The sequence below is a fragment of the Caballeronia concitans genome (assembly GCF_001544615.1).
GTDB classification, from domain to species: Bacteria; Pseudomonadota; Gammaproteobacteria; order Burkholderiales; family Burkholderiaceae; genus Caballeronia; species Caballeronia concitans.
Genome location: NZ_FCNV02000004.1, coordinates 228,325 through 254,342, shown reverse-complemented (window position 1 = coordinate 254,342; position 26,018 = coordinate 228,325). Strand labels below are relative to the sequence as shown.

Here is a 26,018-nt window from a genome sequence, read left to right as displayed (position 1 = left end):
TTTCGCATTGCGCGGGCGTGTAAGCTACGCGTCTACACCAATCGACCGATACCCTCATGCCGAAAATCAACCCGACACGCCTGCTCAACGACCTCAAGACACTGCGCAGTTTCGGCGCGACGGGACCGGGCGTGGTCCGGCTGTCGCTGTCGCCCATCGATTTGGAAGCGCGCCGCTGGCTTGCCGAACGCATGAGCGATGCGGGGCTCGACGCGTCCATCGACGGCGTCGGCAACGTGTTCGGCCGCTCGCGCAACGCGGGGCCGGCGCTGCTCATCGGCTCTCACACGGACACGCAGCCCACGGGCGGCTGGCTCGATGGCGCATTGGGCGTGATGTTCGGCATCGAGATTGCGCGTGCGCTCGCCGAATGCGACGCGACGAAGCATCTCGCGGTGGACGTCGCATCGTGGATCGATGAAGAAGGCACGTTCGCGGGCTTTCTCGGCAGCCGCAGCTTCGTCGGCGATTCCGTCGACGATGCGATCCGTCACGCGCGCAACCGCGAAGGCACGTTGCTCGCCGATGCGTTGCGTCAGGCGGGCATCGCGGATGCGCCGCGCGTTCGCATCGACACGACGCGGCACAAGGCGTATCTGGAGCCGCATATCGAGCAGGGCGGACGGCTCGAAGCGGGCGGCAAGTCGATCGGCGTGGTGACGACCATCGTCGGCATACGCGAACTCACGCTGCGTTTCACCGGGCAGCGCAATCACGCGGGCACCACGCCGATGCATATTCGTCGCGATGCGGGCGCGGCGCTCGTGGCGTTCATCGCGCGCATGAACGATGCGTTCGCCTCGCTCGCCGATGCCGACACGGTGTGGACCGTGGGCCGCATCGATCTCGATCCGGGTTCGTTCAGCGTCGTGCCTGGCCGCGCGGACATGTCCCTGCAATTCCGCGATGCGAACGCCGCGCGCCTCGAAGCGATGGAACGCGCGCTCGCCACGCTTATCGACGAGTTCAATGCGAAGGCCGGCGTGCGCGTCGAGATCATCGCGAGCGAGCCGCCGGAGCAGCCCGTCGTGATGGACCACGCGTTGCAGACGCATCTCGCCGATGCCGCCGAAGCGCTCGCGCCGGGTCAATGGGAGCGCATGCCGAGCGGCGCGTCGCACGATGCGCAGGTCATCGCGCATCATGTGCCCGCGTGCATGCTGTTCGTGCCGAGTATCGGCGGCGTGAGCCACGACTTCATCGAGGATACGGAAGAGACGCATATCGTCCTCGGATGCGAAGTGGCGGCGCGCGCGGCGGCGAACATCCTGCATGCGTTGCATCGCGATTCCTGACCCCGCGTCATCAATGTCATGACGCGTGCGTCATTTCTTCCGCGAACGCGGCGTCCTACGATGCGAGGCGTCACGACACGGAGGAATGAAGCATGTATGCCATCACAGGAATCACCGGACAGGTCGGCGGCGCGCTCGCCGATGCGTTGCTCGCAGCAGGTCAACGTGTGCGCGCCGTCGTGCGCGATGCGAAGAAGGGCGAAGCGTGGTCGGCGCGCTGCGACGTCGCGCTCGCCACGATGACCGATGCCGACGCGCTCGCGCAAGCCTTCGAAGGCGTGGAAGGCGTGTTCGTGCTGCTGCCGCCGCAATTCGATCCCGCGCCGGGCTTTCCGGAAGCGCGTGAAATGATCGATGCCATCGTCGCGGCTATCTCGCGTGCGAGGCCGCGCAAGATCGTGTGTCTGTCGACCATCGGCGCACAGGCGGTCGAAGAGAATCTGCTGACGCAGCACACGCTGCTTCAGCACGCGCTCAGCGCGCAGCCCGTTCCCGTCACGTTCTTGCGTCCCGGCTGGTTCATGGAAAACAGCGCGTGGGACGTGCAATCGGCGCGCGATGAAGGCGTCGTGCATTCGTTCCTGCAGCCGCTCGATCGCGCGATTCCGATGGTCGCGACCGAAGACATCGGCAAGATCGCGGCGAAGCTGCTTCAGGAGGAGTGGGAAGGCACGCGCATCGTCGAACTGGAAGGGCCGCGGCGCGTGAGCCCGAACGATATCGCCCGCGCGTTCTCAGCCGTGCTCGGCAGGCCCGTGCGCGCGCAGGCCGTGCCGCGCGAGCGCTGGCGTGCGCTCTTCGAGCAGCAAGGCATGCAGCATCCGATGCCGCGCATCCGCATGCTCGACGGCTTCAACGAAGGATGGATCGACTTCGAAGGGCGCGGCGCGGAGATCGTGAAGGGCGACACGCCGCTGGAAACGGTGATTCGCAAGCTCGCGGGGTGAGCCTCACTTGCCGCTTGTCCGCGCCACGTCCTCATCGCGTTCCCAACCGCCGCCGAGCGCGAGGAACAGATTCACCTGATCCACCGCGACCTGCGCGTCCGCCGCCGCCACTTGCGCGGCGACGCTCGTGAGCGTGCGTGTCGCATCGAGATCGGCGATGAACGACTCGCGCCCCGCCGAATACAGCCGATGCGTCTCGTCCGCCGATTCCACCGCCGACCGGTACGCGGTGTGCAAGGTGTCGGCGCGGGCCGTATCGGATGCATACGTCGCGAGACTGCTCTGCGTTTCGCGCAGCGCGTTCAGCACGACGCCGTCGAAACGCGCGAGCGCGCCGCCCGATGCCGCTTCCGCCTGCCGCACGCGCGCGCGCTGCCCGTTGATCGGAAAGTTCCAGTTGATGAGCGGCCCGAACGCCCAGCGATTCGTCGCCGCGCCGAACAGGTCTTCCGCGATCCCCACCGACCCCACCGACGCGCCGAAGCTCACCGACGGATACAGCGCCGCCGTCGCCACGCCGATGCGCGCCGTCGATGCCGCCAGCTGGCGCTCGGCCTGCCGCACGTCGGGCCGGCGCTTGAGCAGCGCGGCGCCGTCGCCGACGGGAATCGGCTGACGCAGTTTCGGCAGCCGCTTGCACGAGAGCGCGGCGGGCGGCAACGCGGACGGCGCGCGCGCGAGCAGCATCGCGAGCCGATACTGCGCCACGCGGCGGCGCGCGACGTATCGCGGGATATCGGCGGCGAGCGTTTCGGATTGCGTCACGCCGCGCGTCACCTCGGACTGATTGCCGCGGCCCGCATTGCGCAGCCGCGTCGCGAGCCGCACGCGCTCCCGTTGCAGTTCGAGCGATTTCTGCGCGATGCCCAGTTCTTCCGCCGCCGAGCACGATTCGACATACGCGCGCACGACATCGGCCACGACGGTGATGCGGGCGAGATCGCCGGCGGCTTCAATGGCTTCGTCGTCGGCGACGGCGGCTTCGATGCCGCGCTTCAGCTTGCCGAAGAGATCGAATTCATACGAGACGCTCAGTTCGAGCGCGCCTTCGTTCACGACCGGCAGCTTCTCCGTCAACAAGTACTGTTCCGCCGATTCCTGCGCGCGCTGGAATGCAACCGAACTTTTGCTGGAAAAGCCGCCCTGCCGGCTGGCGAAGTCCACTTCGGCGCGCGAGCGGGCGAGGTTCGCGGCGGCCACGCGCAAGTCCGCATTCGACACGAGCGCTTCGCTCACCAGTTCGTCGAGCGCGGGATCGTCGTATAGACGCCACCACTTCGAGGGCGCCGTGCCTGGCGTGACGGGCGCATCGGCGGCGCCATCGATCGGCGCGTTCGCATACGGCGCGTTGACGGCCGCGCCTTCGGGCACCTTGTAGTCGGGGCCCACGGTCATGCAGCCGCCGAGCGCGAGCATCGACGCAACCAGCGTCAGGCCGAGGCGTTGCGTGTTCATGCGTGCGATGCCTTTCATTGCGATGCGCCCGAAGCCGGCGTATTGCCCGGAACATGCGCCGGCACCGGCGATGCGGGCGCGGTGGCCGCTGCCGGCACGTCGCTCGCGGGCGTGCTGCGTCCGATCGACGGCCCGATGCCGCGCACCGACACCGTCGCCGTGCGGCCCGCGATCATGCGGAAGTCGGCGGGAATTTCGTCGAGCGTCACGCGCACCGGAATGCGCTGCGCGAGCCGCACCCAACTGAACGCGGGGTTCACGTTCGGCAGCAGACTCGGGCTTTGTTGACGATCGCGGTCCTCGATCGCCGCGACGATGCTCTGCACGTGACCGCGCAGAATGTTCGGCTCGCCCATCACCTTGATGTCCACCGGCTGGCCGATATCGATGCCATGCAGCTTCGTTTCCTCGAAGTAGCCATCGACGCGGAACGAATGCATGTCGACGACCGACAGCACCGCGCGCCCCGCCGCCACGAACTCGCCGGCACGCGGCGCGCGATCGTTCAGATAACCGTCGACCGGACTCAGGACTTCGGTGCGCTGCAGATTGAGGCGCGCGGTATCGATGGCGACTTGCGCATCGGCGAGCGCGGCGGTGGCCGTCTGCACGCGCGCCTGCGTCTCTTCCACCACTTCGCGCGCGACGAGATTGCCGAGCGCCCGGTTGCGCGCATCTTCGCGCCGCGCCTGATCGAGCGTCGCGCGGCGCTGTTGAGCGGTAGCTTCGGCGTTGCGCAGCGCGAGCGTGTAGCGCGCCTGATCGATCACGAAGAGCACGTCGCCGCGTTTCACCTGCTGGTTGTCGATGACCTTGACGTCGGTGATGAGACCGGACACGTCGGGCGCGACCTGGATGACATCGGCGCGCACGTGGCCGTCGCGGGTCCAGGGCGCGAACATGTAGTAATCGACCAGCTTCCACAGCACGACGGCTGCAATCGCGACGACGATGAGCGTGAGCAAGATCTGCCCGATGGAGAACCAGGTTTTTTTCACGTGATGAGCCGGTGCGAAACGATGACGACAAAGCCCAGCACCAGAACATAGATGCCGAGATCGAAAACAGAGCGATGCCACACGAAGCGATAAAAGCCAATGCGCGCGAGCACCGTGCGGATCGCCAGATTCAGCAGATAGGCGATGAACATCAGCACGAGCACCGCGGGCACGAACACGCCGAGAATGTCGATTTCGCCGATCATGCGAAGAGGTCCCGTGACGAAAGTTGAGTGAACATCACGCCGGCTCCTCGCGAGGCGCGCCGCCGCGTGCATTCGGCTGCGTTTCCGTTGCGGGCGGATGCAGCGAGAGGCGCATGCCGACGAGCGCGTGCAGCGTATCGCGCAACAGGCGTTCGCCCGGCAGCGCGGCTTGCGCATGCTTGCCGGCCTCTTCGATGGTGTGCGCCGCGACGCGCGCGACGGCGGCATCGATCGTATGCACGAGCGCGGGCGGCACCGGCTGGCGATGCCGCCGCGCGATGCATTCCTCGAAGTACGCGCGCACGCCGGCGAGCACATCGTCGATGGAAGACTGCACGTCGAGCGTGAGCTTGCGTTGCGCGCGCCGCAGATCGAGCGCGTTCAGCGCGACGCGGAAATCGCGAAAACTCTCGATGGAAGGATGCTTGTGAGAGTCCGTGCTCGCGTGACGCGGCAGCACCTGCATCAGACGGTCGAGCATGCGCGAGTACAGATTGCGCTGGTCCGCGAGCGTCGCCGTCGATGCGCTCACCACAATGTCTCGCCATGCCGAGCGCGTGAGCCGCGCGACCGCGAGTTCGGAGCCGAAGGGCCGCGTCACGCGCGTCCACACGAACGCGAAAAGAAGACCGGCGAGGCCCGCGAGATTGCTGTTGAGAAAGACGAAGAAATTGGCTTCGTAGGCGCTTTGAATGCTGATGAACGTCGCCGTGTTCACCGCGACGAGCATGGTGATGAGCGTGAAGCGCGGGCGCGGAATCAGAATGCCGATGGCGATGAACGGCACCGAGAAGATCACGACGAGCATCGCGAAGTCGTGCACGTGGGGCAGCACCGCGAACACGTAAAGTCCCGCGAGCGCCACGCTGATGAAGGTCGCGCGGAAGAACGTGAACACTTGCGGCGCGGGCTCGTCGAGCGCGGCGAAGAAGCAGCACGCAACGGCGGCGAGCGCGACGCTGCTCGCGCCATCGGCCCAGCCGGATTCGATCCACAAGACGCACGCGACGATGATCGCGCCCACCGCGACCGCCGTCGCGAACAGCATCATGCCCAGGTCGAAGAAACGCTCGGTGCCGCCGAGCCGCCAGTGACGAAAGCGCGGACGCCAGTCGTGCTCGTCGTGCAGGATCGCGGCGCGCAGCGTGCGGATGTCGCGCCACAGATCGACCACCTGAGACAGACGCCACAGCGCGCTCGAAAGCAGCGCGCCATCGACGCTCGCGAGCGCTTCAGCCGATGGCCGCATCGCCGTGATGCGCTCGCGCAAGGCATCGGGCTCGCGCTCGGATTCGGCGGGATCGTGCGCCTTCGGAACGGGCAGCGCGACCCACTTCGCGACATCGGAGAGCAGCGCCTCGAGGCCTTCGGGATGCGTGCCGCGCTTCTCGATCAGTTCGATGAGCGGATCGGCGAGCGACGAAATCAGCGGCAGGAAAATCTGCATGCGGCCTTGCAACGCACGCGCGCGGCGCACGATATCGGGACGCGTGTGATCGTAGGTCAACTGGCTGAGCAGCACTTCGAGGCCGTTGACGGTCGTCGCCAGACGCTGTCGCGCGGCCGAAACCTGCGCGCCCGCGAGCCGGCCCGACAGCGTTTCGCTCGCATAGAAGGCGGCGTCACGGAACCAGGCGTCGGTGCGCTCGACGAGCGTGGGCGCGAGACGGCTCGGAAAGAACACCGTCCCGACGATGCTCGCCACCACGATGCCGAGCGTGATCTCTTCGGTACGCGAGATCGCGAGATCGAACACGGCGGTGGGATTGGTGACCGCCGGCAGCGCGATCAGCGGCAGCGTGTAGCCCGCGAGCAGGAAGACGTAGCTGCGCGCGGTGCGGTCGAACATCGAGAGGAGGAGTAGCGTGCCCGTCCATAGCGCGACGAGCACGCTGAAGAAGAACGGCGATTCGACGAACGGGGGCACGATCAGCACCGCGCCCGACGCGCCGATCATCGTGCCGAGCGCGCGATACAGCGCCTTCGAACGCGTCGCCCCGACGAACGGATTCGAGACGATATAGACGGTGGCCATGGCCCAGTACGGGCGCGGCAGTTCGAGCGCAAGCGCGATGTAAAGCGCGATCATCGCGGCTGCGAAGGTCCGCGTGGAGAACAGCCATTCGCGTGCCGACGGAAAGTTCATGGAGCGTTGTGGTTGCGCTTGCCGCCCGACGCATCGGGCGATGCGTTGAACACGTCGAGCACGCGCAGTGTCGTTTCGAGATCTTCGCGGCTGACGTCCTTCAGGACGCGCGCGCGCAGCGCGACGAGCCGCTCTTCCATGCGCGCGGTGACGGCGCGGCCTTCGTCGGTGAGCGTGATGGTCTTGGCGCGCTTGTCCTCGGGGTCTTCGTCGCGGCGCACGAGGCCGGCCGCGCACAACTGATCCAGCAGCCTGACGAGCGACGGTCCTTCGATTCCCACGCGCTCCGCGAGCACGACCTGCCGCACCGCTTCGCCCAGCCGGTTGGCCACGAGCAGCGGCATGGCGCACGCTTCCGACACGCCATACGACGCGAGCACGTCGTGACTCGTGCGGCGCCAGCGGCGCGCGGCGAGCACGAGCGCGCTGCTGACGGAACGGCGCAAGAGATCGAGGGAAATCATGGGCCGGGATTATAGCGGCTATTCATTCGTTAGCGTCCTATTCAATTGGGGTTTTCGACAAGTGTTGCAATGTGTCGTGCGATGACCGGCGCAGTTGAAAACAATGTCGTGATATCTTGCCGATTCGACCATCCCGCCGGGCCAGCCATGCCGATCAGCTACCTCAGGGGCCTGACCTCGCCGAGCCGCACCCATTCCGCCAATCGCCGCCTCGGCTGCGCGCTTGCGTTCGTCGCGGGCGCGGCCAACGCGGGCGGCTTCCTCGCGGTGGGACAGTACACGTCGCATATGTCGGGGCTGGTGTCGTCGGTCGCGGACAACCTCGTGCTCGGTCAGGTGGCGCTCGTGTTCTCCGCGATCGGCGCGGTGCTCGCGTTCCTCTTCGGCGCGGCGACGTCGGCGCTGCTCATCAACTGGGGGCGGCAGCGCGACGCGCAGAGCGTCTTCGCCACGCCGCTCCTGCTCGAAGCCTGCCTGCTGCTCGTGTTCGGGATGCTCGGCGCGAACCTGGAGACGCATCGCGTGTGGGACGTGCCGGCGACGGTCGCGCTGCTGTGCTTCGTGATGGGCCTGCAGAACGCGATGATCACGAAGATGTCGAAGGCCGAGATCAGAACCACGCACGTGACGGGGCTCGTGACCGATATCGGCATCGAGCTGGGCAAGAGTCTTTACTGGAACCGTGGCGTGGCGCGTGGCGACGCGCGATATGTGAGCGCGAATCATGCGCGTCTCGGCCTGCTCGCTTCGCTGCTCGGCATGTTCGTCGCGGGCGGTTTTGCCGGCGCGGTAGGCTTCGCGCATCTCGGCTTCATGACGACGGTCCCGCTCGCGGTGATGCTGCTGCTGTTTTCATCGGTGCCTTTGGTGGATGACCTGTCGGCGGGGCGGCGGCGGGCGCGCAGATAGCGTTGGCGCCACTGCGACGGCAGAAAGCGCAATGCCACCGGCGGATGTTTCGATGCGTCTCGTCCAATAGAATCCTTCCGCGTCGTTTATCACCTGCACCATGAAGGATTCAACCGATGAAGCTCAGTACGCTGCACCTGTTGGCGGCCGCCATCCTTTCCACTTGTTCGATCCCGGTCTTTAGCCAGGCAACCGTCCCGCCCCGCGACGACATCAAACATCTCGTCGATACGGCGATCACGCCCTTGATGCAGCGCGACGGCATCGCGGGCATGGCGGTGGGAATCGTCGCGAATGGCGAGACACGCGTGTTCGGCTACGGGCTGGCGTCGAAGGAGACGAAGAAGCCCGTCACGCGCAATACGCTCTTCGAACTCGGCTCGGTCAGCAAGACCTTCACCGCGACGCTTGCCGAATACGCGCAACTGAACGGCCATCTTTCCCTGAGCGATCCGGTGAGCAAGCATCTGCCCGAACTGCGCGGCACGCCGTTCGGCGACGACGTGACGCTCCTCGAACTCGGCACGCACACGCCGGGCGGCCTGCCGCTGCAAGTGCCCGACGACATCCACGACGACGCGCAACTCATGCAGTACTTGAAGTCGTGGAAGCCGCGTCATGCGCCGGGCACGTATCGCACGTACGCGAATCCGGGCATCGGCATGCTGGGGCTGATCACCGCGAAGAGCATGGCGCAGGACTTCGACGCGCTCATGCAGCAGCGCCTCTTTCCCGCGCTCGGTCTGACGAACGCTTATATCCAGGTGCCGGCGGCGCGCATGAAGGACTATGCGCAGGGCTACACGAAAGACGGCGCGCCGATTCGCATGAGGCCGGGCGTGCTCTCGTCCGAAGCGTATGGCGTGAAGGCGAGCATTGCGGACATGACGCGCTTTCTGCAAGCGAACATGAACGATGCCGCGAATATCGACGCCACGCTGCAACGCGCGATCAACGCGACGCATACCGGGTACTTCCGCGCCGGAAAGATGACGCAGGACCTCATCTGGGAGCAGTATGCGTATCCCGCGCGATTGCAGGATTTGCTCGACGGCAATTCGTCCTCGATGGCGCTGGATGCGAAACCGGTCGAGCGCTTCGATCCGCCTGAAGCGCCGCGCGGCGATGTGTGGATCAACAAGACCGGCTCGACGAACGGCTTCGGCACGTACGTCGCGTTCGTGCCGGGCAGGCATGTGGGCATCGTGATGCTGGCGAACAAGAACATCCCGAACGCGGAGCGCGTGAGCGCGGCGTATGCCATTCTCACGCCGCTGCTCGATGCGAAGCCCGGCCGTTAGCGCGCTTCGTCCTGATAGACGGCGAGCGCCGTCGTGCGCAATGCATCGATCATCACGTTCGCGGCGGGCGTGGGCAAGCCGTCCGCGCGCGTGACGATGCCGAAGTCGTCCATCTGGCAATCCATCGGCAAAGGAAGCATCTGCGCGATGCCGTGACGCGCGTAATAGAGCGCGACGTCCTCGGCCAGCACCGCGATCATGTCGCTTTGTTCGAGCAGGCGCGTGATGAAAAGAATCGCGGCCGTCTCGACCACGTTCGACGGCGGCGCGAGACTCGCGCGCTGAAACATCAACTCGAAGCGATGCCGCAGCACGCTGCCCGCAGGCGGCACGAGCCACGCGCACGGCTGGACATCGGCGAGCGTGAGCGCAGGGCCCGCGAGCAGCGGATGCCCCGTACGCACGACCGCGCGCACCGGCTCGCCGGCGAGCGGCTCGTAACGCAGCCGCAGCTTGTCATGCTCCGCCGAGAGCCTGCCGATGACCACATCGAGCTTCTCTTGCGCGAGCCGTTCGAGCAGCACGTTGCTCGCGTCGATCTCGACCGATACGCGGATATCCGCGTGCGCGCGCTTCACGGCGGCGACCGCCGCGGGCAACAGGCGCACGCCCGGCGACGTGATCGCGCCGACGGCCACATGCCCGAGCCGCCCCGACTTCAACGCGATCAACTCTTCCTGCGCCTGATCCAGACTGCCGAGCACGGCGCGCGCGTGACGAACCATCGCGTCGCCATAAAGCGTGGGACGCATGCCGCGCGGCTCGCGTTCGAACAGCGTCGCGCCGAGCGTCTCTTCGAGTTCACGCAAGAGCTTGGACGCGGCGGGCTGCGTCATATGAAGCACCGCCGCCGCGCGATGAATATTGCCTTCGTCCGCAAGCGCGACGAGGAGCATCAGTTGCCGCGTCTTCAGCCGGTTGCGGACATACCAGGGACTCGAATTCAGCAACATCTAGCGGTTTTCTAGGGGTTTGCACGAATGCCGATTCGTGTATCGGAAACGTCGAACATTTCATTGGCAGATTATCACGCGGTCTCATAGACTTCGCCGGATCGACTTCAGAAAATGGACACCCTACATGTCGGCCTCGAAGCCCAAGCTGCGCTCACAACAATGGTTCGGCACCGCCGACAAGAACGGCTTCATGTATCGAAGCTGGATGAAGAATCAGGGCATCCCCGACCATGAGTTCGATGGCAGGCCGGTCATCGGCATCTGCAATACATGGTCCGAACTCACGCCGTGCAACGCGCACTTTCGCAAGATCGCGGAGCACGTGAAGCGCGGCGTGTACGAAGCCGGCGGCTTCCCGGTGGAATTCCCGGTGTTTTCCAATGGCGAATCGAATTTGCGTCCGACCGCGATGCTCACGCGCAATCTCGCGGCGATGGACGTGGAAGAAGCGATTCGCGGCAATCCGATCGACGCCGTCGTGCTGCTCACCGGCTGCGACAAGACTACGCCCGCGTTGCTGATGGGCGCGGCAAGCTGCGATGTGCCCGCTATCGTCGTGACGGGCGGGCCGATGCTGAACGGCAAGCTCGACGGCAAGAACATCGGCTCGGGCACGGCGGTGTGGCAACTGCACGAAGCGCTGAAGGCGGGCGAGATCGACCTGCATCAGTTCCTGTCGGCGGAAGGCGGCATGTCGCGCTCGGCGGGCACGTGCAACACGATGGGCACCGCATCGACGATGGCGTGCATGGCCGAAGCGCTCGGCACGTCGCTGCCGCATAACGCCGCGATTCCCGCCGTCGATGCGCGCCGCTACGTGCTCGCGCACATGTCGGGCATTCGCATCGTCGAAATGGCGCTCGAAGGGCTGACGCTCTCGAAGATCCTGACGCGCGAAGCGTTCGAGAACGCGATCCGCACCAACGCCGCGATCGGCGGCTCGACCAATGCGGTCATTCACCTGAAGGCGATCGCGGGGCGCATCGGCGTGCCGCTGGAACTGGAAGACTGGACGCGCATCGGCCGCGATACGCCGACCATCGTCGATCTGATGCCTTCAGGCCGCTTCCTGATGGAAGAGTTTTATTACGCGGGCGGTTTGCCGGCGGTGCTGCGGCGTCTCGGCGAAGCGAACCTGCTGCCGCATCCGGACGCGCTGACGGTCAACGGCAAGACGCTCTGGGAGAACGTGAAGACGGCGCCGAATACCAACGACGAAGTCATCCGCGAACTGAGCAACCCCTTGATCGCCGATGGCGGCATCCGCGTGCTGCGCGGCAATCTCGCGCCGCGCGGCGCGGTGCTGAAGCCGTCGGCGGCGACGCCCGAGCTGCTGAAACATCGCGGGCGCGCGGTCGTGTTCGAGAACCTCGAGCACTATAAGGAGCGCATCGTCGATGAATCGCTCGATGTCGACAAGGACTGCGTGCTCGTCATGAAGAACTGCGGGCCGAAGGGTTATCCGGGCATGGCCGAAGTGGGCAACATGGGCCTGCCGCCGAAGCTCCTGCGTCAGGGCGTGAAGGACATGGTCCGCATTTCGGACGCGCGCATGAGCGGCACCGCGTATGGCACGGTGGTGCTGCACGTCGCGCCCGAAGCGGCGGCGGGCGGGCCGCTTGCCGCCGTGCGCGACGGCGACTGGATCGAACTCGATTGCGACGCCGGCACGCTGCATCTCGACATCAGCGAAGAAGAACTCGCGCGCCGCATGGCCGATCACGTGCCGCCCAAAGTGTGGGGCGATGGCGGCTATCAGCGTCTTTATGTCGATCACGTGCTGCAGGCGGACGAAGGCTGCGATCTGGACTTTCTCGTCGGCAAGCGCGGCGCGGAAGTGCCGCGTCATTCGCACTGACCTGCGCACGGAGATCATCGGCTATGACATCGCGTTATACGCTCGCCGTCGTCGGCATCGGCAAGATCGCGCGGGACCAGCATCTTCCCGCGATCGGCGCGCAGCCGGGCTTCGAACTCGTCGCGTGCGCGAGCCGCAACGCGACCGTCGACGGCGTGCGCAACTACGCGGACATCGACGCGTTGCTGGCCGCCGAGTCGTCGCTGGATGCGGTGTCGCTCTGCGCGCCGCCGCAAGTGCGCTTCGAGCAGGCCCGCGCGGCGCTGCTCGCGGGCAAGCACGTGATGCTCGAAAAGCCGCCCGGCGCAAGCGTCAGCGAAGTGAAAGCGTTGCACGATATCGCGCGATCCAGCGGCGTCACGCTCTTCGCGAGCTGGCATTCGCGCGCGGCGAGCGCGGTGGAACCGGCGCGCGCGTGGCTCGCGTCGAAGGAAGCGGGCAACGTGCGCGCGGTCGAAGTGCGCTGGAAAGAGGACGTGCGCCGCTGGCATCCGGGCCAGCAGTGGATCTGGGAGCCGGGCGGCCTCGGCGTGTTCGATCCCGGCATCAATGCGCTGTCGATCGTGACGCGCATCCTGCCGCGCGAAATCGCGCTGCGCGCCGCCACGCTCACCATTCCGCGCGATACCGCGACGCCCATCGCCGCCGAGCTGGATTGCGTCGATACGAACGGTGCGCCGGTGCGCGCGGTGTTCGACTGGCGCCACGGTCCGGTCGAAGAATGGGCGATCGACGTCGATACCGACGGGGGCCGCCTTTCGATCCGCGAAGGCGGCAAGCGCCTATCCATCGCGGGGGAAGAGATTGCGCTCGGACCGGAGCGCGAGTATCCCGCGCTGTACGAGCGCTTCCACGAACTGATTGCAGCGAAGGAAAGCGATGTCGATGTCAGGCCGCTCGGCATCGTCGCGGATGCATTTCTCTTGGGCAAGCAGGTCGAGACGGAGGCGTTCGGGCGCTGATGCACGGAAGGAAATTTGAAAGGTGTACGAAAAAAAATGCCCCGCTTGCGCGGGGCGAATTCAGTGTGTGACTAGGACACTGAGTTGGGTGCTTCAAACCCACGCGAAGTCTACGCGTTCGAACGATTCTAACGAACCAGTTAACTCCTAAAAGATTGCGTGCGCGCATCAGTCAGTGCGCGTCGTCGGGGCGCGTCAGGCGCAGCGTCATGAAAAGGGAGTCGTGGTACGCGTCGCCTATCTTCAGCGCACGCGGCTCGCGCGCATAGACGCCGAAGCCCGCCGCTTCGTACAGGCGCATCGCGGCGCGGTTGTCCGGCGACACTTCGAGCTTCACCTCTTCGACCACGCTCGCCGCATGTTCCAGCACCCGCCCGAGCAGCGCGGCGGCGAGCCCGGACCCGCGCGCGCTTTCCCGCACGTACATGCCCCACAGCACGCCCTTATGGCGCGTCTTGCGGGCGGCCGGCACCATCAGCCCCGCGACGCCTTCAAGATTTTCCGCGCCCGAGAACGCGCCGAACACCGCGTGATCCGCGATGCGCGCGGCGAACCAGTCGAGCGGCTGCGCGTTTTCATCGTCGTGGGAAGCGCCGAAGGCGGCGGGGTGAAGGCGCAGGCCTTCGAGACGGATGTCGCGGAAGGCGGCGGCATCGGCGGGGTGGAGGCGTCGGATCATGTCGGATGGGACGGTAGCGTGAGGAATGCGGCATCGGCGATGCTCAAACTATGACGAATCCGCCTCAAATCTAGGCAGCAGGTCATGGCCGTGTAAACTAGCGGGTTTTTGCCTCCGGTGAAATCGTGCAATCCAGGAAGCGCACGGCGGCCAGCGGCCCGGCGCTCGTGCGCCTGCTGGCGCGCTTTGCCGATCTCGACGTCGATGAACCCGGCGCGTCGCTGTCCGACCGGCTGAGCCAGTGGCTCGGCTGGACCGACGCCATCGCGCTCTCGACCGCGCTCAGCGGCGATCCGCCCGCCATCTCCGGCGCGCGATCCGCAGGGGCCGCGCAACGCGAGGCCTGCGCGCGCGTGCGCGCGTCGCTCGCGAACGCCATCGCTCCGGCGAAGACGGCCGCGCCCGCGCGGCATCGTGCGCCGGTACAGACGCCGATCGTCGAGGTGCCGGTCGACTACGCGGTGTATCGCCAGCGTTATCTGTCCCTGCAACAGACGATGGAATCCGACATCGGCGCGTTGCGCGGCCGGCTGCGCGCGGTGCTGGCCGCGAAGTCGGATCGCACGGCGCGGCTGGCTGTCGTCGATGCCGTGATGGAGCAGGCGCTTTTCGCCCGCGAGCGCACGCTGTTCGCGAAAGTGCCCGCGCTGCTCGGCAAGCATTTCGAGCGCATGCGCCGCGCGCAGGAAGCCGAGGGCGCGCCGTCCGCATGGCTGGACGCATTCGAGAAGGACATGCAAAGCGTCCTGCTCGCTGAACTGGACGTACGTTTTCAACCGGTCGAAGGTTTGCTCGCGGCGTGTCAAGCCGCTCACTGAACGCTATGCCCCGATATCTTCTGAATCTAGCCGTCTTCCTGGCGGGCCTGCTGGCCGTCTGCGGTATTGCCATTGGTTATATCGGCTCGAACGCGCTCGCGTTCGCCGTCACGCTCGTGATCGGTGCGTGCTATCTCGCAGGCGCGTGGGAATTGCAGCGTTACCAACAGACGACGCAGGCGCTCGCCGTTGCCATCGATCAATCGACGAGTGCGCCGAAAAGCCTCGGCGTGTGGCTCGATCAGGTGCCCGCGAGCCTGCGCAATGCGGTGCGTCTGCGCATCGAGGGCGAGCGCATTGCGTTGCCCGGACCGGCGCTCGCGCCGTATCTCGCGGGTCTGCTCGTGCTGCTCGGCATGCTCGGCACGCTGCTCGGCATGGTCGCGACGCTGCGCGGCACGGGCGCGGCGCTCGAAAGCTCGACCGATCTCGCGGCGATCCGCGCATCGCTCGCCGCGCCGGTGACGGGGCTTGGCTTTGCGTTCGGCACGTCGATCGCGGGCGTCGCGACATCGGCGATGCTGGGCCTGCTGTCCACGCTATGCCGACGCGAAAGGCTGCACGTCGCGCAGGCGCTGGACGCAAAGATCGCGACGACGCTGCGCACTTTCACGCAGTCGCATCAGCGCGAGGAGAGCTTCAGGCTGTTGCAACGTCAGACCGAGATCATGCCGAAGCTGGTCGATCGTCTCAACGCGATGATGACCGCCATCGAACAGCAAAGCGTGGCCGCGAACGAGCGGCAAGTCGCGAATCAGACCGCGTTTCATGCGAACACGGAGACGGCGTATCGGCGGCTGGCGACGTCGGTGGAACTGTCGTTGAAGCAAAGCGTGGCCGACAGCGCGCGCGCCGCGAGCGCCGCATTGCAGCCCGTCATGCAGGCGACGATGGACGGCATCGCGCGCGAAACGGCTTCGTTGCACGCGAACATCGAACACGCGGTGGCGCGGCAACTCGATGGCTTGTCGAGCGGCTTCGAAGCCTCGACGGCGAATGTCGCGGACATCTGGAACCGCTCGCTGGCGGGGCATCAGGCGGCCAACGAATCGCTCGTCGGCAAGATGGATGCGTCGCTGGATCGCTTCGCACTCGCATTCGAGCAACGCTCGTCGAGCCTCGTCGATAACGTGTCCGCGCGTTTGAACGATGTCTCCGGTGAATTGCACTTATCGGTCGCGAAGGTCGCGGATACGCTCGGGCAGTCGCTTGAAAAGCACGAACAGGCAAGCGCCGCGCTCGTCACGCAGGCGGGCGCATCGCTCGATGGCTTCGCACTCGCATTCGAGCAACGCTCGACGAATCTCGTCGATAACGTCGCCGCGCGTTTGAACGATGTGTCGGGCGAACTGCACGCTTCGGTCGCGAAGATCGCGGACACATTGAGTCAGTCGGTCGAGAAGCACGATGAGACGAGCGCCGCGCTCGCAAGCCAAGCGGGCGCATCGCTGGATCGCTTCGCCGCGAGCATCGAAGCACGCTCGACGCATCTGCTCGATGCGCTTTCGTCGCGGCTCGAAAGCACGTCGGCGGGCATGTCGGACGCATGGCGCAACGCACTCACCGAGCAACAGCGCTCGGGTGAGCAACTCGCCATGCAGCATCGCGACGCACTCGACGCCGCCGCGCAGCGCTTCGAACAGCATTCGGCTTCGCTGCTGCGTTCGATCGACGACGCCCACGCGAAGCTGCGCACGGACGCGGCGTCGGCCAACGAAGCGCGCCTGTCGGCATGGACCGACGCGCTCACCGCGATGGCCGCGACATTGCGCGAGGAATGGCAGCAGTCGGGCGCGCTGGCCGAGCAGCGTGAGCGCGAGATTCTGGAGACGCTCGCACGCACCGCACGCGAGATGTCCGAGGAAGCGCGTTCGCACGCGAGCGGCACCATCGCCGAAATCGAGCGGCTCGTGCAGGCCGCATCCGAAGCGCCGAAGGCCGCGGCGGAAGTCATCGCCGAATTGCGCCAGAAGCTCTCCGATTCAATGATCCGCGACACCGCGATGCTCGACGAGCGCAGCCGCTTGCTCGCCACCGTCGAGACGCTGCTCGATGCGGTCAATCATGCGTCGAACGAACAGCGCGTGGCGATCGATGCGCTTGTCGCGACGTCCGCCGACATGCTCACGCGCGCGGGCACGCAGTTCACCGAGAAGGTCGAAGCCGAGAGCGGGAAGATCGGCGCGGTGGCCGCGCACATCACGGGCAGCGCGGTGGAAGTGGCGAGTCTCGGCGAAGCCTTCGGCGCCGCGGTGGATGCGTTCGGCGCATCGAACGAGACGCTCGTTGCGCATCTGCAGCGCATTGAAACCGCGCTCGACAAGACGCTCGCACGCAGCGACGAACAGCTCGCGTATTACGTCGCGCAGGCGAGAGAAGTGATCGATCTCAGCATGATGTCGCAGAAGCAGATCATCGAGAACTTGCAGCAGATCGCGGCGCAACGCGAGCTGGCGGGAGCGCGCGAATGAACGACGAACTCGATGTCGGCGCCGAAGCCGCCGCGCCCATCTGGGCCGCGTTCGCGGACCTGATGTCGGTGTTGCTCGGCGCGTTCGTGCTGATTCTCGTCGCGGTCATCGGCGTGCAATTGCAGTTGTCCACGAAGCTCGAACAGGCCGTCAAGGAAAAGCAGCAGGAAACGCAGCGCCGCAAGACACTCGAAGAGGCGCTCGCGGGACCGCTCGCGTCGGGGCGCGTGACGCTGGTGAACGGGCGCATCGGCATTAGCGGCAGCGTCTTGTTCGCGTTGAATTCGGACCAGTTGCAGCCGCAGGGACGCGATCTCTTGAAGACGCTAGCCGGGCCGCTGTCCGCGTACCTCGGGTCGCATGAAGAGATTCTGATGGTCAGCGGTTTCGCCGACGACCAGCAAGTGCGCGAAGGCAATCGCCGTTTCGCGGATAACTGGGAGTTGTCGGCGAAGCGCGCGTTGACCGTCACGCGCGCGCTGATCGATGCGGGCGTGCCGCCGTCGTCGGTATTCGCGGCCGCCTTCGGTTCGGAGCAGCCGGTGAGTTCCAACGCCGATGACGAAGGCCGCGCGAAGAATCGTCGCGTGGAGATATCGCCGGTGCCGCGTCCGACGAACGCACCGGTGAAGCGGCATGGATAACGCGATCATCGATGCATGGCGTGCACGCGGCGAAGATCGCGTGAATCCCGTGCGTTTCGCGTTGATCGACGCTTTAGCGCGCCGCGCGATGACGCATGAAGGCGAAGCGCGGCGCATCATCGATGCAAGGCTTTCAGCGCTCATGCAAGACTATGCGCGCGAGGTCGAAGCCGCTGCGCGTACACATGAAGCGCAGGCCGACAAGACACCGCTCGCGCGTTTGCTCGACGACATGACGCACCACGCGGCGTCATACGCTTCGCACGCCGAACTACTCGAATTCTTTCGCGCGGTTTGGTCGAAGGTCAGCGCGGAGCGTCAGTTGCGCGAATCGCTGGAACAGGTGCCGAAAAATGCGGGGCCACTCAATTCGAGCAGCCTCGTGCATCGGTCTTTGGCGTTGATGCGCGAAGTATCGCCTGCGTATCTTCAGCACTTCCTTTCTTACGTCGATACGCTTTCCTGGATGGAAGCGATGACAGGCGCGAATGCGCCTGTCGGTCGTGATGCGCCGCGCGGTAAGAAGTCCGCGCGCAGTGGGGCGCGTTAGTGCATCAGGCGAGCCAGCCTTTGATGGTGCTCGCCATCATGTTCGTCGAAATGCCATAGCGGTCGTGCAGCGTCGGCAGCGCGCCTGCATCGAGGAACGCATCGGGCAGCGCGATTTGTCGGTAAGCCGGCGTGACGCCCGCGCTCAGTAGCGTCGTCGCGACGGCTTCGCCCAGTCCGCCGATGACCGTGTGATTCTCCGCGACCACTACGAGCCTGCCTGAACGGCTCGCTTCGCGAATGATGGTCTCGGTGTCGAGCGGCTTGATGGTCGGCACGTGCAGCACCGCGACATCCACGTTATCCGCTTCGAGCGCCTTCGCGGTTTCGAGCGCACGCATGGTCATGATGCCCGACGCGATCACGAGCACATCCGCGCCATCGCGCAGCAGCTTCGCCTTGCCGAGTTCGAACGTGTAGTCGTATTCGTCCAGCACGGCGGGCACGTTGCCGCGCAACAGACGCGCATAGACCGGGCCTTTGTGCGCGGCAATGGCGGGCACCATCTGCTCGATGTCGAGCGCATCGCACGGATCGATCACGGTCATGTTCGGCATCGCGCGCATCAGTGCGAGATCTTCCGCCGCCTGATGACTCGGCCCGTAGCCCGTCGTGAGGCCCGGCAATGCACAGACGATCTTCACATCCAGATTGTCTTCCGCGATGGTCTGATGGATGAAGTCATACGCGCGGCGCGTGGCGAACACGGCATACGTCGTGACGAACGGCTGCGCGCCTTCATGTGCGAAGCCCGCCGCCGCGCCCATCAGCAGTTGCTCGGCCATGCCCATCTGATAGTAACGCTCGGGAAATTCTTTCGCGAAGATATGCAGGTCGGTGTACTTGCCGAGATCGGCCGTCATGCCGATGACGTTCGTCTTCGTGCGCGCCAGTTCGGCAAGCGCGTGGCCGAACGGCGCGGAACGCGTGACTTGTCCTTCGCCCGCAATCGATGCGATCATCGCCGAGGTCTTCAAACGCGGCTTCTTTTCGATAGTGCTCATGCTTGTCTCCTGTGTGGGCCCGAGTCCGCTCGTGCCCATGCAAAGTTATTTGCCCGCTTTCAGTGCTTCGAGCGCGAGCTTCCATTCATGTGCATCGACACGGATGAAGTGGTTCTTCTCGCGCTGTTCGAGGAACGGCACGCCGCAGCCCATCTTCGTATCGCACACGATGATGCGCGGCTTCGCTTCCTTCAGATTGCGCGCGTTGTCGAAGGCTTCCTTCACCGCGTCGATGTCGTTGCCGTTCACGCGCTGCACGTACCAGCCGAACGCTTCGAGCTTCGGCACGAGCGGCTCGAACGCCATGATCTGCGTCGATGGGCCATCGGCTTGCTGATTGTTCACGTCGATCATCGCGATCAGGTTGTCGAGCTTCCAGTGCGCCGCCGACATCAGCCCTTCCCAGATCGCGCCTTCGTCCAGCTCGCCATCCGAAAACAGCGTGTAGACGAAGGACTTCGACTGCTTGCGTTTGAGGCCCAGGCATCGGCCGACCGCGATCGTGAGCCCCTGTCCGAGCGATCCGCCGGACATCTCCATGCCGGGCGTGTAGCTCGCCATGCCGGACATCGGCAGGCGGCTGTCGTCGCTGCCATAGGTTTCGAGTTCGTCTTGCGGAAGGATGCCGGCTTCGAAAAGCGCGGCGTACAGCGCGATTGCGTAATGACCGTTCGACAGCAGGAAGCGGTCGCGGCCTTCCCATTCCGGATCTTCGGGGCGATAGTTCATCGCGCCGAAGTAAGCGACGGCGAGGACATCGGCGATATCGAGCGCCTGCCCGATGTAGCCTTGACCTTGCACTTCGCCCATCAGAAGGGCGTTGCGGCGAATGCGATAGGCGCGCTCGGCGAGCGTCACCTCCTCGATGACGGGTGTGCTCATGTGTGTCTCCTTGAAGATGATAGGAATGCTTAGCGATTAATGGTCTTGGCCGGGACGAGGAACACGAGTCCCGCGCCCACGACGATTGCCGTCGAGATGAAGATCAGGCCCGCAGTGGACTTGCCCGTGAGATCGTTGAGCCAGCCGACGATGGCGGGCGAGAAGAAGCCCGCGAGATTGGCGAAGCAGTTCACGGCGGCGATGCCCGCGGCTGCCGACATGCCGCCCAGCACCGCGGTCGGCAAGGACCAGAATTGCGACGATGAGGCCAGGATGCCCGCTGCGGCCACGCTTACGCAGATGATCGATGCGCCCACGCTGCCGAGCATCGGCAAGGTGGCGAAGCCGGCTGCGGCGACGAGCATCGGAATGGCCAGATGCAGGCGGCGTTCGCGGCGCTTGTCGGCGCTCGCACCGATCAGCGGCAACGCCACGATGGCGCACAGATACGGAATGGCGGTGAAGATGCCGACCCACAGCGGGTCCGCGACACCCGCGCGGCGGATGATCGTCGGCAGCCAGAACGTGAGGCCGTATTGTCCGAGCACGACGCAGAAATAGATCGAAGCCATGAGCCACAGACGGCGATCGCCGATGAACGCACGGATCGACACATGCTCGACCGTCTGCGATCTGTCCTTCTCCACGTTGCGCGTCAAGAGCGCCTTTTCAGCATCCGTGAGCCACTTCGCGCCGGCAATGCCGTTGTCGAGATAGAACAGGATCACGACGCCAAGCACGAGCGACGGCAACGCTTCGAGCATGAACAGCCACTTCCATCCGGCAAGGCCGTGCGCGCCCTGGAACGCATGCATGATGTAGCCCGACAGCGGCCCGCCGACGATGCCCGCGAGCGGAATCGCCATGAAAAAGAGGGACAGCGCCTTCGCGCGTCGCGCGGCAGGGAACCAGTACGTGAGATAAAGAATCACGCCAGGCGCGAAGCCCGCTTCCGCGACGCCGAGCAGGAAGCGCAATACATAGAACGTCGTGGGTGACTTGACGAATACGAAGGAAGCCGAAATGACCGCCCACGTCAGCATGATTCGAGCAAGCCAGTTGCGCGCGCCGACCTTATGAAGAATGACGTTGCTCGGCACTTCGAACAGGAAATAGCCGAGAAAGAAGATGCCCGCGCCGATGCCGTACACGGTCTCCGAGAAGCGCAAGTCGTTCAGCATTTGCAGTTTCGCGAAGCCCACGTTCACGCGATCCAGATACGCGCCGAGATAGCACAGCATCAGAAAGGGAATGAGGCGTCGTCCAACCTTTGCGTAAGTCTGCGCTTCGAAGGTCGCGGTGTCTGTCGACGATGAACGCTCGGCCGCGATATGCGGCGCGTTGAGTCTGGTTTTCATGCGTGTCTCCTACCATGATGCGGCGGGTTGCGCCCCGGTTCATCCGGGTGCGCGTGAAACGCCCGAGCGAGGGGCCCGGGCAACATCAATGAATCAGCATGCCGCCGTTCACGTCGAGCGTGACGCCGGTGAGATAGCCCGACAGATCGCTTGCGAGGAACAGGCATGCATTGGCGATATCCGCTGCATCGCCGAGCCGGCCGAGCGGAATGCCCTTGATGATGTCCGCGCGCATCTCGGGCGTGAGCTTGTCGCCGGTGATGTCGGTTTGAATGAGGCCGGGGGTGATGGAATTGACGCGGATATGGTCGCCGCCGAACTCACGCGCCATCGCGCGGGCGAGGCCGAGCACGCCTGCTTTCGCCGCGCTGTAATGCGGTCCGCCGAAGATGCCGCCGCCGCGCTGCGCCGATACCGACGACATGCACACGATGCTACCGCTCTGCTGCTTCTTCATCTGTGCGATGACTGCTTGCGACATGTAGAGCGTCCCGCGCAGATTCACGTCGATGACGGCATCGAAGTTATCGCTGCTGATTTCAAGCGTCTTGATGGGCTGCGTGATGCCTGCGTTGTTGATGAGGGCATCGATGCGCCCGTACTTTTCGATGGCTGCGTTCGCGGCGGCAACGCAAGCGGCTTTGTCGGTGACATCGCAGGCAAGGCCGAGGTGGCCTTCGCCGATATCGCGTGCGGCGGCGTGAGCGTCGGCTTCACGCAGATCCAGAATGACGATGCGCGCGCCCTGTGCAGCGAGCGCCTTGGCCGTGGCCTTGCCGATGCCGCGCGCCGAAGCCGCGCCTGTGACGATCACTACACGATTCTCTAACAACATGGCTGTCTCCGTTGATTGTCTGGTGTAGACGCAGTGTCGTTGGCTTCGACCTGACGATCAACGCAGTTCGCCTCAACTATTGCTGAGAATTTTTCAGCTATCAGACGGCGCGGCGGCCAATCTGCTCGTCCATCCACGCAAGAAACTTCGCGACGCGCGGTAATTGCGCGTTCTGGCTCGGGTAAACCAGATGATGCGCGCCGACGTCCATCGCGAACTCGCGGCCGAATACCGGCACGAGCGAGCCGCGTTCGAGATGCACTGAGGCGAGCATGGTGCTTTCGAGCGCGATGCCGTGTCCGAGCGCGGCGGCTTCAATTGACATGTAAGAACGATCGAACGTGAAGTCGAACGCCTTGCGTTTCGCGGCGACACCGAACTTGCCGAACCACTGCTGCCATTGCACGAGCGGCGACTCCGAGAAGATCAGTCGTCGTTCGAGCAGGTCGTCCGGTGATGCAACCGGAAAGCGCTCGAGATATTCACGCGACGCGAGCGGCGCGATGGTTTCATGGCGCAGCGTCTTGATTTCGACGTCGGTCCAGTGCGCATAGCCGTGACGGACATCGACATCGTAAAAGCCCGATGTGAACGACACGTCTTCATACGAACACGCGAGGTTCATCTGAATATCGCCGTTGGCCTCCTGAAACGCTGCGAGGCGCGGCAGCAGCCACATGAGGCCGAAGCTCGGGCTCGAATGAATGCGCAGAATTTCAACGGACGTTTCGCTCGATGCACGTTCCGTCGCGCGATTGAGTTCAGCCAGCGCGCCGGTCACGTCCGCGAGATATTGCGTGCCTGTGGGCGTCAGTACGAGGCCGCGGCCGAGCCGCGTGAAGAGCGGGCGGCCCACGATGCCTTCGAGATTCGCAAGCTGATGGCTGACCGCCGATGGCGTCAGGCCGAGTTCGTCGGCGGCGCGGTTGACGCTCTTGGTCCGCGCGACGCTTTCGAACGCGATGATCGATTTGAGCGGAGGCAGGCGCATTCGAGTTGTTTTATATCGGTGTCGGCTGGAGCAGTTTATCGCGGAAAGAGCGCGTATCTTGGCGAAACGCAGCTAACGGTCAGTCGCGCATCGCGCCGACGAATTGCAGTGACGCATAAGTCTCTTTAACAATTCAGTCTTTCAGGCAGAGGAGGGTTTTACTTCGCCTCTTTGGGCAGCCGCCCCATCAGATAGAACTCGTCATTCGGCCGCATCGACATGACATTGGCCATGCGATTCGATAAGCCGAAGAATGCGGTAATGGCGGCGATGTCCCACGCGTCTTCATCGCTGAAGCCGTGCTCGCGTAGTGCGGCGAAGTCGGCATCGCCGATACTGCCCGACGCGCGGCACACCTTGAGCGCAAAATCGAGCATGGCCTTTTGACGCGGCGTGATATCCGCCTTGCGATGATTCACCGCCACCTGGTCCGCAAGAAGCGCATTCTTTTCATAGATGCGCAGAATCGCACCATGCGCGACCACGCAATAAAGGCAGTCGTTCACTGCGCTCGTCGCCACGACGATCATCTCGCGTTCGCCTTTGGTGAGCCCGCCTTCCTTGAGCATGAGCGCATCGTGATACGCGAAAAACGCGCGGAATTCATCGGGCCTGTGCGCGAGCGTCAAGAAAACGTTAGGCACGAAGCCGGCCTTTTCCTGTACTTCGAGAATGCGGGCGCGAATATCCGCGGGCCAGTCTTGCGGATCGGGAACGGGATAACGGCTGATGAGCGGGTTCGGCATGGTCTCTCCGTCATGAAGTCGAGTGACTCGGTCATGCAGTATGCCGGAGAGCCGTGCGACTTACTGGCCTTTGTTGCCGCCGCCAACGGACGATGAACCGATCGGCGCGCCTGGCTGACGCGATGCATCGTCATGCCCGCCGGGTGTCGCCGGTTGCATGCCGCCTGAGGAGCCTTGCCCCGGCGTGCGCATGCCGTCACCCGCACCGCCCGTTCCGCCGCCCGGCGTGCGCGGTTGCATGCCGCCTGCGGAACCCTGTCCCGCGTTGGTGTTGTTCTGCGATGAAGAAGCGCCTGTGTCCGCTGCGAAAACGGCGCTGGACAGGCCGAGCGCAAGCACGGCAGAGATCGTTCCAATCGTTCGCGCGTTCATGCGAAGTCTCCCTAACACGGCTGATGCGTGACCCGGTCGCGCCGCCATTGCTGACGGTGCGGCGCAGACGGGTCACTGCATGGCAACTGACTCACGGTTGCCGTTGACCACCTTGATGCATCGGTTGCTTTTGCTGGTTCTGCTGCAATTGCCCTTGTGCCTTTCCTTTTCCTTGATCGTTACGCGGGTTGGTCGGGTTCGTATTACCTTGCTTGGATTCAGGCATCGGCTTAACTCCTCTGCAAAGATGGTTGGGACTTTCAGAGACGCATTCCGCGTTCCCGCAAGCGCTCAGCAGGCGATGTGCCGGCGCGCGTTCGTGGCGCATTCCTTGCTAAATAAGAATCGCCACACACAAGAAATCAAGACCATGAAAGCCACGATCGTGTCGCACGAGAAGCCGCCTGAATCGGGCGCGGCCGAGATTCATCGCTTCAAATTCAAGCTGGACGACGGCAATGCGCCGCCGCTGACGGAATCCATTTCACTGAGAACGGCGCGGGTGATCGTCGACAATCTCGCTGACGGCAATGCGTTCATCAAGATGCTGCATGCCATCGTGAGGACGCCGCCGGACGACTACGATTCACTCGTCGGAAAGGGTTTTCCGGACCATTACTCGAATAGTCCGAGCGGTGAGCATCGAATGCCGGGACCTGACAGCGAAGGTCCGTGTCCTTGAAATAAGCGTGAACGGTCACGAAACGCGGCGCACTCGCGTAAGAAAGCGATCGAGTTGCGCAGCGAAATGCTTGCTGTCGCGCGGGCTGTAAGGGGACGGTCCGCCTGTGTCGACGCCGCTCCCGCGAAGCTGATCCATCATCGCGCGAATGGTGAGACGTTCCTCGATGTTCTCGGCGCTGAACCATTCTCCGCGCGGATCGAGCGCATGCGCGGCTTTTGCCAGCACGGCGGCGGCGAGCGGAATGTCCGCGGTGATGATGAGATCGCCCGGTTGAGTGAGTTCGACGATGCGCGCATCGGCGACATCGAAGCCCGAAGGGACTTGAATAGCCTTGATGAAAGGCGAGGGCGGCGTGCGCAGGAATTGATTTGCAACGAGCGTCACGCACACGCTCACGCGCGGCCCTGCGCGAAAGAGTATGTCTTTCACGACGGCGGGGCACGCGTCGGCATCGACGAGAATTTGCATGAAGCGTCTTCAGCGAAAG

General features: G+C 64.6%; 27 protein-coding genes. 11 read left to right on the top strand and 16 right to left on the bottom strand.

The window, feature by feature from the left end; genetic code table 11:
- Nucleotides 1-56: 56 nt before the first annotated feature.
- A complete protein-coding gene (locus AWB72_RS13455) occupies nt 57-1,295 on the top strand; it encodes a Zn-dependent hydrolase (protein WP_040052544.1) in 1,239 nt (412 codons plus the stop codon).
- 92 nt (nt 1,296-1,387) lie between these two features.
- Nucleotides 1,388-2,242 (top strand): NmrA family NAD(P)-binding protein, encoded by an 855-nt coding sequence (locus AWB72_RS13450; protein ID WP_040052543.1) that lies wholly within the window; start codon nt 1,388-1,390, stop codon nt 2,240-2,242.
- A gap of 3 nt (nt 2,243-2,245) precedes the next feature.
- On the opposite strand, the gene AWB72_RS13445 is transcribed toward AWB72_RS13450, so the two are convergent.
- Genes AWB72_RS13445 through AWB72_RS13425 form a run of 5 tightly spaced genes read right to left on the bottom strand, consistent with a single transcriptional unit; the run spans nt 2,246 to nt 7,511 of the window.
- Nucleotides 2,246-3,697 (bottom strand): efflux transporter outer membrane subunit, encoded by a 1,452-nt coding sequence (locus tag AWB72_RS13445; RefSeq protein ID WP_244285616.1) that lies wholly within the window; start codon nt 3,695-3,697, stop codon nt 2,246-2,248.
- A gap of 14 nt (nt 3,698-3,711) precedes the next feature.
- Nucleotides 3,712-4,695, bottom strand: coding sequence for an efflux RND transporter periplasmic adaptor subunit (locus tag AWB72_RS13440; RefSeq protein ID WP_040052541.1), 984 nt, complete (start codon nt 4,693-4,695; stop codon nt 3,712-3,714).
- A complete protein-coding gene (locus AWB72_RS13435) occupies nt 4,692-4,901 on the bottom strand; it encodes a DUF1656 domain-containing protein (RefSeq protein ID WP_040052540.1) in 210 nt (69 codons plus the stop codon). Before AWB72_RS13435 ends, AWB72_RS13440 begins: the two co-directional genes overlap by 4 nt.
- 34 nt (nt 4,902-4,935) lie before the next feature.
- Nucleotides 4,936-7,047, bottom strand: coding sequence for an FUSC family protein (locus tag AWB72_RS13430; RefSeq protein WP_040052539.1), 2,112 nt, complete (start codon nt 7,045-7,047; stop codon nt 4,936-4,938).
- Nucleotides 7,044-7,511 carry a MarR family winged helix-turn-helix transcriptional regulator gene (locus AWB72_RS13425; RefSeq protein WP_052450072.1) on the bottom strand — a complete coding sequence of 156 codons (468 nt, stop codon included), beginning with the start codon at nt 7,509-7,511 and terminating at the stop codon, nt 7,044-7,046. Before AWB72_RS13425 ends, AWB72_RS13430 begins: the two co-directional genes overlap by 4 nt.
- A 147-nt stretch (nt 7,512-7,658) precedes the next feature.
- Between AWB72_RS13425 and AWB72_RS13420 the strand changes: the two genes are divergently transcribed.
- Both AWB72_RS13420 and ampC read left to right on the top strand, forming a co-directional pair.
- Complete coding sequence (locus tag AWB72_RS13420) at nt 7,659-8,420, top strand: YoaK family protein (protein WP_040052538.1); 762 nt, start codon at nt 7,659-7,661, stop codon at nt 8,418-8,420.
- A 116-nt stretch (nt 8,421-8,536) separates the two neighbouring features.
- Nucleotides 8,537-9,721, top strand: a complete 1,185-nt coding sequence (gene ampC / locus AWB72_RS13415; protein WP_040052537.1) for a class C beta-lactamase — start codon at nt 8,537-8,539, stop codon at nt 9,719-9,721.
- On the opposite strand, the gene AWB72_RS13410 is transcribed toward ampC, so the two are convergent.
- Nucleotides 9,718-10,671, bottom strand: coding sequence for a LysR substrate-binding domain-containing protein (locus AWB72_RS13410; RefSeq protein WP_040052700.1), 954 nt, complete (start codon nt 10,669-10,671; stop codon nt 9,718-9,720). The two genes, ampC and AWB72_RS13410, sit on opposite strands and share 4 nt — an antisense overlap.
- A 130-nt stretch (nt 10,672-10,801) precedes the next feature.
- On the opposite strand from AWB72_RS13410, the gene AWB72_RS13405 reads away from it, so the two are divergent.
- Both AWB72_RS13405 and AWB72_RS13400 read left to right on the top strand, forming a co-directional pair.
- A complete protein-coding gene (locus tag AWB72_RS13405) occupies nt 10,802-12,535 on the top strand; it encodes an IlvD/Edd family dehydratase (protein WP_040052536.1) in 1,734 nt (577 codons plus the stop codon).
- Between the two features lie 23 nt (nt 12,536-12,558).
- Nucleotides 12,559-13,497 carry a Gfo/Idh/MocA family protein gene (locus AWB72_RS13400; protein WP_040052535.1) on the top strand — a complete coding sequence of 313 codons (939 nt, stop codon included), beginning with the start codon at nt 12,559-12,561 and terminating at the stop codon, nt 13,495-13,497.
- Nucleotides 13,498-13,669: 172 nt separating this feature from the next.
- On the opposite strand, the gene AWB72_RS13395 is transcribed toward AWB72_RS13400, so the two are convergent.
- Nucleotides 13,670-14,176, bottom strand: a complete 507-nt coding sequence (locus tag AWB72_RS13395; protein WP_040052534.1) for a GNAT family N-acetyltransferase — start codon at nt 14,174-14,176, stop codon at nt 13,670-13,672.
- 122 nt (nt 14,177-14,298) lie between these two features.
- Between AWB72_RS13395 and AWB72_RS13390 the strand changes: the two genes are divergently transcribed.
- Genes AWB72_RS13390 through AWB72_RS13375 form a run of 4 tightly spaced genes read left to right on the top strand, consistent with a single transcriptional unit; the run spans nt 14,299 to nt 18,659 of the window.
- Nucleotides 14,299-14,994 carry a DUF3348 domain-containing protein gene (locus AWB72_RS13390; RefSeq protein ID WP_040052533.1) on the top strand — a complete coding sequence of 232 codons (696 nt, stop codon included), beginning with the start codon at nt 14,299-14,301 and terminating at the stop codon, nt 14,992-14,994.
- 5 nt (nt 14,995-14,999) lie between these two features.
- Nucleotides 15,000-17,465, top strand: coding sequence for a DUF802 domain-containing protein (locus AWB72_RS13385; RefSeq protein ID WP_040052532.1), 2,466 nt, complete (start codon nt 15,000-15,002; stop codon nt 17,463-17,465).
- A complete protein-coding gene (locus AWB72_RS13380) occupies nt 17,462-18,109 on the top strand; it encodes an OmpA family protein (protein ID WP_040052531.1) in 648 nt (215 codons plus the stop codon). The genes AWB72_RS13385 and AWB72_RS13380 overlap by 4 nt, the downstream gene beginning before the upstream one ends.
- A complete protein-coding gene (locus AWB72_RS13375; protein ID WP_040052530.1) occupies nt 18,102-18,659 on the top strand; it encodes a DUF2894 domain-containing protein in 558 nt (185 codons plus the stop codon). Before AWB72_RS13380 ends, AWB72_RS13375 begins: the two co-directional genes overlap by 8 nt.
- A gap of 4 nt (nt 18,660-18,663) precedes the next feature.
- Here AWB72_RS13375 and AWB72_RS13370 read toward each other — a convergent pair whose 3' ends face one another.
- The 8 genes from AWB72_RS13370 to AWB72_RS29670 form a co-directional block, all read right to left on the bottom strand.
- The gene (locus AWB72_RS13370) at nt 18,664-19,662 is read right to left on the bottom strand and encodes a transketolase family protein (RefSeq protein WP_040052699.1); all 999 of its coding nucleotides are present in this window, start codon (nt 19,660-19,662) and stop codon (nt 18,664-18,666) included.
- Nucleotides 19,663-19,707: 45 nt separating this feature from the next.
- Entirely contained in the window at nt 19,708-20,544 is an 837-nt protein-coding gene (locus tag AWB72_RS13365) for a transketolase (RefSeq protein WP_040052529.1), read from the bottom strand.
- A 29-nt stretch (nt 20,545-20,573) separates the two neighbouring features.
- Nucleotides 20,574-21,902 carry an MFS transporter gene (locus AWB72_RS13360; RefSeq protein ID WP_040052528.1) on the bottom strand — a complete coding sequence of 443 codons (1,329 nt, stop codon included), beginning with the start codon at nt 21,900-21,902 and terminating at the stop codon, nt 20,574-20,576.
- An 85-nt stretch (nt 21,903-21,987) separates the two neighbouring features.
- On the bottom strand, nt 21,988-22,737 hold the full coding sequence (locus AWB72_RS13355) for an SDR family NAD(P)-dependent oxidoreductase (protein WP_040052527.1): 750 nt from the start codon (nt 22,735-22,737) through the stop codon (nt 21,988-21,990).
- A gap of 100 nt (nt 22,738-22,837) precedes the next feature.
- Nucleotides 22,838-23,728, bottom strand: a complete 891-nt coding sequence (locus AWB72_RS13350) for a LysR substrate-binding domain-containing protein (RefSeq protein WP_040052526.1) — start codon at nt 23,726-23,728, stop codon at nt 22,838-22,840.
- A 158-nt stretch (nt 23,729-23,886) separates the two neighbouring features.
- A complete protein-coding gene (locus tag AWB72_RS13345) occupies nt 23,887-24,474 on the bottom strand; it encodes a peroxidase-related enzyme (protein ID WP_040052525.1) in 588 nt (195 codons plus the stop codon).
- Between the two features lie 60 nt (nt 24,475-24,534).
- Nucleotides 24,535-24,846 (bottom strand): hypothetical protein, encoded by a 312-nt coding sequence (locus tag AWB72_RS13340; protein ID WP_040052524.1) that lies wholly within the window; start codon nt 24,844-24,846, stop codon nt 24,535-24,537.
- A gap of 91 nt (nt 24,847-24,937) precedes the next feature.
- Nucleotides 24,938-25,072, bottom strand: coding sequence for a hypothetical protein (locus AWB72_RS29670; RefSeq protein WP_280174566.1), 135 nt, complete (start codon nt 25,070-25,072; stop codon nt 24,938-24,940).
- 144 nt (nt 25,073-25,216) lie between these two features.
- On the opposite strand from AWB72_RS29670, the gene AWB72_RS13335 reads away from it, so the two are divergent.
- The gene (locus AWB72_RS13335; RefSeq protein WP_040052523.1) at nt 25,217-25,528 is read left to right on the top strand and encodes a hypothetical protein; all 312 of its coding nucleotides are present in this window, start codon (nt 25,217-25,219) and stop codon (nt 25,526-25,528) included.
- Between the two features lie 15 nt (nt 25,529-25,543).
- Here AWB72_RS13335 and AWB72_RS13330 read toward each other — a convergent pair whose 3' ends face one another.
- Nucleotides 25,544-25,999, bottom strand: coding sequence for a YaiI/YqxD family protein (locus AWB72_RS13330; protein ID WP_040052522.1), 456 nt, complete (start codon nt 25,997-25,999; stop codon nt 25,544-25,546).
- Nucleotides 26,000-26,018 lie beyond the last annotated feature (19 nt).

Excerpts from the sequence above, each read along its gene's own strand:
- AWB72_RS13455 (WP_040052544.1), top strand. The coding sequence starts at position 57 with ATGCCGAAAATCAACCCGACACGCCTGCTCAACGACCTCAAGACACTG.
- AWB72_RS13450 (WP_040052543.1), top strand. The coding sequence starts at position 1,388 with ATGTATGCCATCACAGGAATCACCGGACAGGTCGGCGGCGCGCTCGCC.
- AWB72_RS13445 (WP_244285616.1), bottom strand. The coding sequence starts at position 3,697 with ATGAACACGCAACGCCTCGGCCTGACGCTGGTTGCGTCGATGCTCGCG.
- AWB72_RS13435 (WP_040052540.1), bottom strand. The coding sequence starts at position 4,901 with ATGATCGGCGAAATCGACATTCTCGGCGTGTTCGTGCCCGCGGTGCTC.
- AWB72_RS13430 (WP_040052539.1), bottom strand. The coding sequence starts at position 7,047 with ATGAACTTTCCGTCGGCACGCGAATGGCTGTTCTCCACGCGGACCTTC.
- AWB72_RS13425 (WP_052450072.1), bottom strand. The coding sequence starts at position 7,511 with ATGATTTCCCTCGATCTCTTGCGCCGTTCCGTCAGCAGCGCGCTCGTG.
- AWB72_RS13420 (WP_040052538.1), top strand. The coding sequence starts at position 7,659 with ATGCCGATCAGCTACCTCAGGGGCCTGACCTCGCCGAGCCGCACCCAT.
- ampC (WP_040052537.1), top strand. The coding sequence starts at position 8,537 with ATGAAGCTCAGTACGCTGCACCTGTTGGCGGCCGCCATCCTTTCCACT.
- AWB72_RS13405 (WP_040052536.1), top strand. The coding sequence starts at position 10,802 with ATGTCGGCCTCGAAGCCCAAGCTGCGCTCACAACAATGGTTCGGCACC.
- AWB72_RS13400 (WP_040052535.1), top strand. The coding sequence starts at position 12,559 with ATGACATCGCGTTATACGCTCGCCGTCGTCGGCATCGGCAAGATCGCG.
- AWB72_RS13395 (WP_040052534.1), bottom strand. The coding sequence starts at position 14,176 with ATGATCCGACGCCTCCACCCCGCCGATGCCGCCGCCTTCCGCGACATC.
- AWB72_RS13385 (WP_040052532.1), top strand. The coding sequence starts at position 15,000 with ATGCCCCGATATCTTCTGAATCTAGCCGTCTTCCTGGCGGGCCTGCTG.
- AWB72_RS13380 (WP_040052531.1), top strand. The coding sequence starts at position 17,462 with ATGAACGACGAACTCGATGTCGGCGCCGAAGCCGCCGCGCCCATCTGG.
- AWB72_RS13375 (WP_040052530.1), top strand. The coding sequence starts at position 18,102 with ATGGATAACGCGATCATCGATGCATGGCGTGCACGCGGCGAAGATCGC.
- AWB72_RS13370 (WP_040052699.1), bottom strand. The coding sequence starts at position 19,662 with ATGAGCACTATCGAAAAGAAGCCGCGTTTGAAGACCTCGGCGATGATC.
- AWB72_RS13365 (WP_040052529.1), bottom strand. The coding sequence starts at position 20,544 with ATGAGCACACCCGTCATCGAGGAGGTGACGCTCGCCGAGCGCGCCTAT.
- AWB72_RS13360 (WP_040052528.1), bottom strand. The coding sequence starts at position 21,902 with ATGAAAACCAGACTCAACGCGCCGCATATCGCGGCCGAGCGTTCATCG.
- AWB72_RS13355 (WP_040052527.1), bottom strand. The coding sequence starts at position 22,737 with ATGTTGTTAGAGAATCGTGTAGTGATCGTCACAGGCGCGGCTTCGGCG.
- AWB72_RS13350 (WP_040052526.1), bottom strand. The coding sequence starts at position 23,728 with ATGCGCCTGCCTCCGCTCAAATCGATCATCGCGTTCGAAAGCGTCGCG.
- AWB72_RS13345 (WP_040052525.1), bottom strand. The coding sequence starts at position 24,474 with ATGCCGAACCCGCTCATCAGCCGTTATCCCGTTCCCGATCCGCAAGAC.
- AWB72_RS13340 (WP_040052524.1), bottom strand. The coding sequence starts at position 24,846 with ATGAACGCGCGAACGATTGGAACGATCTCTGCCGTGCTTGCGCTCGGC.
- AWB72_RS29670 (WP_280174566.1), bottom strand. The coding sequence starts at position 25,072 with ATGCCTGAATCCAAGCAAGGTAATACGAACCCGACCAACCCGCGTAAC.
- AWB72_RS13335 (WP_040052523.1), top strand. The coding sequence starts at position 25,217 with ATGAAAGCCACGATCGTGTCGCACGAGAAGCCGCCTGAATCGGGCGCG.
- AWB72_RS13330 (WP_040052522.1), bottom strand. The coding sequence starts at position 25,999 with ATGCAAATTCTCGTCGATGCCGACGCGTGCCCCGCCGTCGTGAAAGAC.